At 60.3% G+C, this 5,809-nt stretch carries 5 protein-coding genes and 1 pseudogene; 4 read left to right on the top strand and 2 right to left on the bottom strand.

Annotated features, from left to right (window positions below):
- Positions 1 to 535: 535 nt before the first annotated feature.
- Together EN969_RS14030 and EN969_RS14025 are read left to right on the top strand one after the other, a co-directional pair.
- Positions 536 to 1,459: a glycoside hydrolase family 26 protein gene (locus tag EN969_RS14030; protein WP_013532502.1), complete on the top strand. Its 924-nt coding sequence runs from the start codon at positions 536 to 538 to the stop codon at positions 1,457 to 1,459.
- Positions 1,460 to 1,592: 133 nt separating this feature from the next.
- Entirely contained in the window at positions 1,593 to 2,078 is a 486-nt protein-coding gene (locus EN969_RS14025) for a DUF995 domain-containing protein (RefSeq protein ID WP_013532503.1), read from the top strand.
- A 29-nt stretch (positions 2,079 to 2,107) separates the two neighbouring features.
- Here EN969_RS14025 and EN969_RS14020 read toward each other — a convergent pair whose 3' ends face one another.
- Together EN969_RS14020 and EN969_RS14015 are read right to left on the bottom strand one after the other, a co-directional pair.
- On the bottom strand, positions 2,108 to 2,557 hold the full coding sequence (locus tag EN969_RS14020) for a DNA polymerase III subunit chi (RefSeq protein ID WP_013532504.1): 450 nt from the start codon (positions 2,555 to 2,557) through the stop codon (positions 2,108 to 2,110).
- A gap of 28 nt (positions 2,558 to 2,585) precedes the next feature.
- Positions 2,586 to 4,097: a leucyl aminopeptidase gene (locus EN969_RS14015; protein WP_013532505.1), complete on the bottom strand. Its 1,512-nt coding sequence runs from the start codon at positions 4,095 to 4,097 to the stop codon at positions 2,586 to 2,588.
- 351 nt (positions 4,098 to 4,448) lie between these two features.
- Between EN969_RS14015 and lptF the strand changes: the two genes are divergently transcribed.
- The gene (gene lptF / locus EN969_RS14005; RefSeq protein WP_013532506.1) at positions 4,449 to 5,651 is read left to right on the top strand and encodes an LPS export ABC transporter permease LptF; all 1,203 of its coding nucleotides are present in this window, start codon (positions 4,449 to 4,451) and stop codon (positions 5,649 to 5,651) included.
- Positions 5,651 to 5,809, top strand: a pseudogene (locus EN969_RS36730) (LPS export ABC transporter permease LptG); the annotation flags it as partial. The gene lptF and the pseudogene EN969_RS36730, both read left to right, overlap by 1 nt.

Below are 5,809 nucleotides of genomic sequence, written 5' to 3'. Positions count from 1 at the left end.
CCGCTCAGGCATCCTTAGAGTCAACTAAATTAGTTATTTCTTAACTACGGTTCTTCAGAACTGGTTAAGGATAGTCCGGTGGAACAGTTTCCACCGACCAGCACGTGAACGATGAGCCGCAAATTTTTCAGCGCTGGAGAATTCGCCGATGGGCCAAAGCTGTCCGGCAAGGATCGAACTTTGAGAGCAGCGTTAACCATGTCGCGCGCACATGGTTAAGCAACCGTTAATTGCACTTGACTCTTGGTCGCGACCGGCTCTTAAATTAGCCAGGGATGATATATCGGGATATTGACGCGAATTTGTGAGTATCGCGGCGAACTTTCTCTCGAGCGCCCCCTGTATAGGGCCTTGAGAGATAATTTTTTGGGTGGCTCTGTGTCAGGTTTCGCACATCCGCCAACGGGTCGCTCCGAAATCCCGCAGATTCTGCCAAATAGAGCCGATCGGTTTTGGGTAATCGTGTCGATCAAGCATCGATGCGCACGGGCGAAGCCTTAACTTCCGCAAGAGGTTGGGGCCATGGGAGATCGACATGAAACACTCCACAGTAAAAGCACTTGCAATCGCGCTGGCATTGGGCGGAAGCGCCGCGTTCCCCACGGCAGGAGGCGCTGGCTCAGTAGCCGCGACGGACCCCGTCCAGACGAGCAGCGCCGCCTCGGCGTTCGGATCCTACGATCCCTACGGCGACTTCAGCGCCGACAAGAGCGCCAGCATCGAAGAGCTGTTCCTGCCCTGGGAAGACGTCGATCTGTCGACGCTGCCACTCGCCGACGCCTATGCGCTGCAGCGCGGCCGTTCGCTGCTGATCACGGTTGAGCCGTGGACCTGGTCCAAGGACTGGCGCATCACCCCGCCCGAATTGCGCGACGGCATTTTGAGCGGCAAATATGACGCCAACATGCAGGCGATCTGCGACCTGGTGGGACAGATGAAGAGCCCGGTGACCATTCGCTGGGCGCAGGAAATGGAAGACAAGAACGGCCGCTTCACCTGGGCCAACTGGGCTCCCAAGGACTGGATCTCCGCTTACAAGCGCGAAGTCGACATCTGCCGCAAGGCTGCCCCCGCAGCCAAGTACATGTGGTCGCCCAAAGGCGAAGAGGGTTTGGAAAAATACTACCCCGGCGACGACTATGTCGACGTCATCGGCCTGTCGGTGTTCGGTCTGCAGAAAAAAGATGATGACGAGACCGGCCGCGACCGCACCTTCGCTGAGCTGCTGAAGCCCGGCTATGACCGCGTTGCAGTGTTCAACAAGCCGATCATCGTTGCGGAACTCGGCTATGTCGGGAAGCAGGACTATGTCTCGAAATGGCAGGAAGATTCCCGCAAATCCTACGCGGAGTTCCCGGCGCTGACTTCGGTTGTCTACTTCAACCAGAAGGAAGTGTGGCCGTGGCTGGGTGGCTATGGTCTGCCCGACTGGAGGGTGACCCAGCACGTCCTGCCGTAGACGCATCGTGCTGATCGACCCCGACGCGATCGGGATCGACTTCCAATCTCCTTGTTTGATCGTGATCCATCCCGAACCAGCGGTTCGGGATGAGGATTGAGGCGTGGCGTAAATCAGTCTGTGGAGAAGTTTCGTGAAGCGGGTAGTGGGAAATTATCTTGGAGCGGCATTCGCCTGCTCCGTTCTTGTTCTTGCCTTCCAGGCTCCTGCGACAGCCAAGACGGCGATGAAAATCGCCGAGCAGGCTCAAGAGGCCACAGCGGTTCCTGACGAAGGCGTCTACCAGATCTATCAGAACCATTCGTGGCTGTGGGGCAAGAAGGGCGCCGGCTTCTTTGCCGTCAAGCAGAGACAGTTCGAGTCCTGGACCCACGACAAAGGCAAGTCGGGCTATGGCGACGGCATGTGGTTCATTCCCGGCGGCGGCAAGCTGTGCTGGCGTGCGCAATGGCACGGTTCCTGGGGCGTGAAGGGCTCGATGACCTGCTTCGAGCACCGCCAGGCTGGCAAAGTAATCTACCAGCGCAAGGCTCCGGATGGCGACTGGTATGTTTTCAAGAGATTGAAACACGGCGACTACGTCACCCGGAAACAGAACCGGATCAAGGCAAGACTGTAGGATCGAGTCATCCGCCACAAGCGGCTGGTCTACGCCTTGCGCTCCCAGCGGCGATCTGGCGTCTGTTGCCAGTAGGTGACGTCGTGGCCAGCGCTCTTCATCACCTTCCAGTGTCCTCGCGCCGCCTCGAGCTGGGCGGCATCGTGGCCATCGAACAGGAACACCGCGCGCTCGTAGCCGCCAAGGTCAGGCGGCACCGCGCCGTCGACCAGGAACCTTATCTTGGCGTCGTTGGGATTGCCGTCGCCGGTGGTCAACAGAATCGGCTGTTCGCCGGGATGAGCTTCACGATCGGTTGCGTGCGCCAGGAACGAATCGTCGCGGAAGGTCCAAAGATGCTGGTCGAGCGCATCGCGGCGTTCCTCGGTGCCTGTCTGCACCACGGCGCGCCAGCCACGGTCGACGCTGCGCTCCAGGAGGCCTGGCAGCGCATCCTCCAGCGTCGATTCGGTCAGGTGGTAGAACAGAACGTCGGCCATCGCTTCAGCCTATAGTGATCGAACCCGTTCACTGCTCATAGTTATCGCGCACCAGCCGGTCGAGCAGCCTGACGCCGAAACCGGAACCCCACGACTGGTTGATCTCGTTCGACGGCGCCCCCATCGCCGTGCCGGCTATGTCGAGATGAGCCCATGGCGTGTCCTTGACGAAGCGCTGCAGAAACTGCGCCGCGATGGTGGCGCCGCCAAAACGGCCGCCGATGTTCTTCATGTCGGCGTTCTTGGAATCGATCAGCTTGTCGTATTCGGCGCCGAGCGGCATGCGCCACAGCCGTTCCTGAGTCGCCTGCCCCGCCACCGACAATTTTTCGGCCAGTTCGTCATTGTTGGAAAACAGGCCGGCATAATGTTGGCCGAGCGCCACCATGATGGCGCCGGTCAGCGTCGCCAGATTGACCATGAATTTCGGCTGGAAGCGGTCGTTGCAGTACCACAACGCATCGGCCAGCACGAGGCGGCCCTCGGCGTCGGTATTGAGCACCTCGATGGTCTGGCCCGACATCGAAGTGACTATATCACCGGGACGCTGGGCATGACCGTCGACCGCATTTTCGACCAGTCCGATGATACCGACGACATTGGCTTTCGCCTTGCGGGCCGCCAGCGCATGCATCAGGCCGGTAACGGCGGCGGCACCGCCCATGTCGCCCTTCATATCCTCCATGCCCGAGGCCGGCTTTATGGAATTGCCGCCGGTGTCGAAAGTGACGCCCTTGCCGACGAAGGCGATCGGGCTGTCCTTCGGCTTGCCGCCGTTCCACTGCATGATCGCCATGCGGGCGCCGCGTGGCGAGCCTTGCGCGACACCGAGCAGCGAGCCCATGCCGAGCTTCTTCATTTCCTTCTCAGCCAATATCTCGACCTTGACGCCGAGTGCCTCGAGTTCCTTGGCGCGGGCAGCGAACTCGACCGGCCCAAGCACGTTTGCCGGTTCGTTGACGAGGTCGCGCGCCAGAAGGACGCCGTCGATCACCGCCTCGGCATCGGCGAAGGCCTTCTTCGCAGCGGCCGGATCGGCGGTATGGATGGTCACCTTGACCGGCTTCTTCGGCTCTGCCTTGCCGTCGTCCTTATCCTTCCTGGTCTTGTACTTGTCGAAGGAATAGCTGCGCAGGAGAATGCCCGCGGCAAGGCTTGCCGCGTCCTTCGCGCTCGGCGAGGCGCCGACCACATCGAGGACTACCGCTACCTCGGTCGCCTTGCGCAGCGACGCGGCAACGGTGCCGCCAAGCTTCAACCACGCATATTCGTCCAGTCCCGACACCTTGCCGGTGCCTATCGCCACCAGTCTGTCGAGCGACGCTCCCTGCGGGGCCAGAACTTCCACCGTGCTGGCGAACTTGCCGGTGAACTCAGCCACGGGAAAAGCCCGCTCCAGTGTCTTGCCGGGATCACTGGGCTTGGCGACGTCGCTCAGGCCGCCCTCATCCGCCGCGAGCACGAAGACCGTGCCCTTCTTGTTCACCCCGCTCTGGGACCCGGAAAATTTGGCGAAGGCGATCGACGGTCTTTGATTCATCATGTCCTGCTTTCAGGGAATGCGCGACTTTTGGGGAAGCGGTTCGAAACGATGCGCGACATTTGGTCGTTTTCCGGCATTTGGCAAGACTTTGCCGAATTGGCATCCCATATGACCTATGGAATCGATGACGATTCGTCGCGGCACGGCCCCGCTTTTTGCCGCAACTTGTTGTTAACCATCGATGTTCGCCCTTTCTTATCCATTCCCGCCGACACTCCGCCCAGCCGGGGGGCGTGATGTGGGACAGAACCCGGATAGACCATCTGATGAGCCAGTTGTGCAGGCGCTGCCGGACAGCTACCTTGTTCGGCGGCATGATGCCGTTCGAAAAAATCGAGAAAAGCCTTCATGAAGGTCGTTGAACGCTACATCATGCGCCGCGCTTTCGTGGTCTTCATGGCCGCTCTTGTGTGGACGCTGGCGATCGTATGGACGACGCAGGTGCTGGCAAAGATCGATCTGGTCACCGACAGCGGCCAATCGGCGCTGACCTTCTTCGAAGTCGCCGCCCTCATCCTTCCGTCCATCATCCCGATCGTAGTGCCTTTTGCGCTGGTGGTGGCGGTCGCACAGACACTCAGCGTCATGAATTCGGATTCCGAACTTGCCGTCGTCAACGCCGCGGGAGCCTCGCGCTGGACGATCGTGCGGCCGATCATGTTGCTGGCGCTCGCCGCAGCCGTTTTTTCCTTTGCCGTCGACAACGGCATCGATCCTTACGCACGGCAGAAGAACCGGGCCCTGGTGGCATCGTCACGCGCGGATCTGTTGTCGCTGATCATCCAGGAAGGTACCTTCCGCAAGATCGACGACGGGTTGTTCCTGCAGGTCGGCGAGCGCCTTCCCAACAATCGGCTGGGCGGCATTTTCGTCGCCGATTCGCGCGAAGAAGGCGTCAACCTCGTCTACTACGCCAAGACCGGCAGCATCATCGAACGCGGCGGTGAAAAGGTGCTGATGATGAATGACGGCGTCATCCATCGCAAAACGCTGACCGGCGATCTCTCCGTCATCCGCTTCACCTCCTATGCCTTCGACATGTCGGCCTTCATGGCGGCGGCTTCAGCGGTGACGCTCCTGCCCAAGGACCAGACGACGCAGTACCTGCTCAACCCGAGCGCCAACGACAAGTATTATCAGCAGAGCCCCTACGAATACCGGGCCGAAGTCAACCAGCGGTTCTCGGAATGGACCTATTCCATGGTTTTCGCGCTGATCGCGCTTGCGGTCGCCGGGGATGCGCGCTCGCACCGCGAGGCGCGCGTCAATCCGCTGATCACGGCGATCACGATATCGCTGTTCGTGCGTTGGCTGGGCTTTTTCGCCGCCAGCAAGGCGGATGAGATCCCGCAATATGCCTATATGGTCTATGGTGTGCCGATCGTGGCTTCCGCGGTGGCGATCTGGTTCATCGTCTCGAACCGGACACTGGAACTGCCCGTGACCTGGGCGGACTGGATGACAAACTTCGCCTCGCGCATCGCTGACAGCTGGAATGCTTTCAAATTGCGTTTGTCCAGGCGCGGCACATCAGGGCAAGGGGTCGGCTGATGGGCTGGACACTGGGCCGCTATTTCTTCTTCCGCTACGTGACGATCACCATCTGGTTCTTCATCGGCCTCCTGGCGCTGGTGTTCCTGATCGATTTCACCGAGCTGTCCGGCCGCACCACCGGCCTGCCCGGCTTCACCTACGGCACGGCGGTAGCC

The organism is Mesorhizobium sp. M7A.F.Ca.CA.003.01.2.1 (assembly GCF_003998945.1).
In the GTDB taxonomy this organism is placed as follows: domain Bacteria; phylum Pseudomonadota; class Alphaproteobacteria; order Rhizobiales; family Rhizobiaceae; genus Mesorhizobium; species Mesorhizobium ciceri.
This window is presented reverse-complemented; position numbering and strand designations above follow the sequence as displayed.